Annotated in this window: 1 pseudogene; it reads right to left on the reverse strand. The window is 61.1% G+C overall.

Annotation, left to right across the window (positions count from 1 at the left end):
* Positions 1–440: pseudogene (locus tag AAFM29_RS17380) on the reverse strand (TonB-dependent receptor); the annotation flags it as partial.

Consider the following 440-nt stretch of genomic DNA (forward strand, 5'->3'; position numbering starts at 1 on the left):
GCGTATAGGCCTCATCCAGCCCCTGCCCGTTGCCGAAGAACTGGCCGAGATAGGTCGCCGGATTGCCGGTGGTCAGCTGGCCGATGGTCGCCTCGACCGAAGTGGCGTTCAATGCGCCGCCGGTCTGCTGCTGGATCAGCAGGTCCGCATAGTTGCGGAAATCGCTGCCGAGCAGGAGATCGTTGGTCTGGTCGATCTTTTCGTTGAAGTAGAACGCACCAAGGAGAACGCTGACCGGGCCGAATTCGGCCGTGGCGCGCAATTCCTGCGTGAAAGTGCGGATCTTGAGGTCCTGCGCATTGGTGCTGATGAGATCGGCGCTGGTGAAGTCCGAATCCTGGTCGGTCAGCGCATCGACGCCGCGATAGGCGGTGATCGAGGTCAGCCCGAAAGGACCGAAGCCGAAATCGACCTGGCCCGAAAAGCCCCAGTTCTTGATG

The sequence above is a fragment of the Erythrobacter sp. genome (assembly GCF_038133525.1).
GTDB lineage: Bacteria > Pseudomonadota > Alphaproteobacteria > Sphingomonadales > Sphingomonadaceae > Qipengyuania.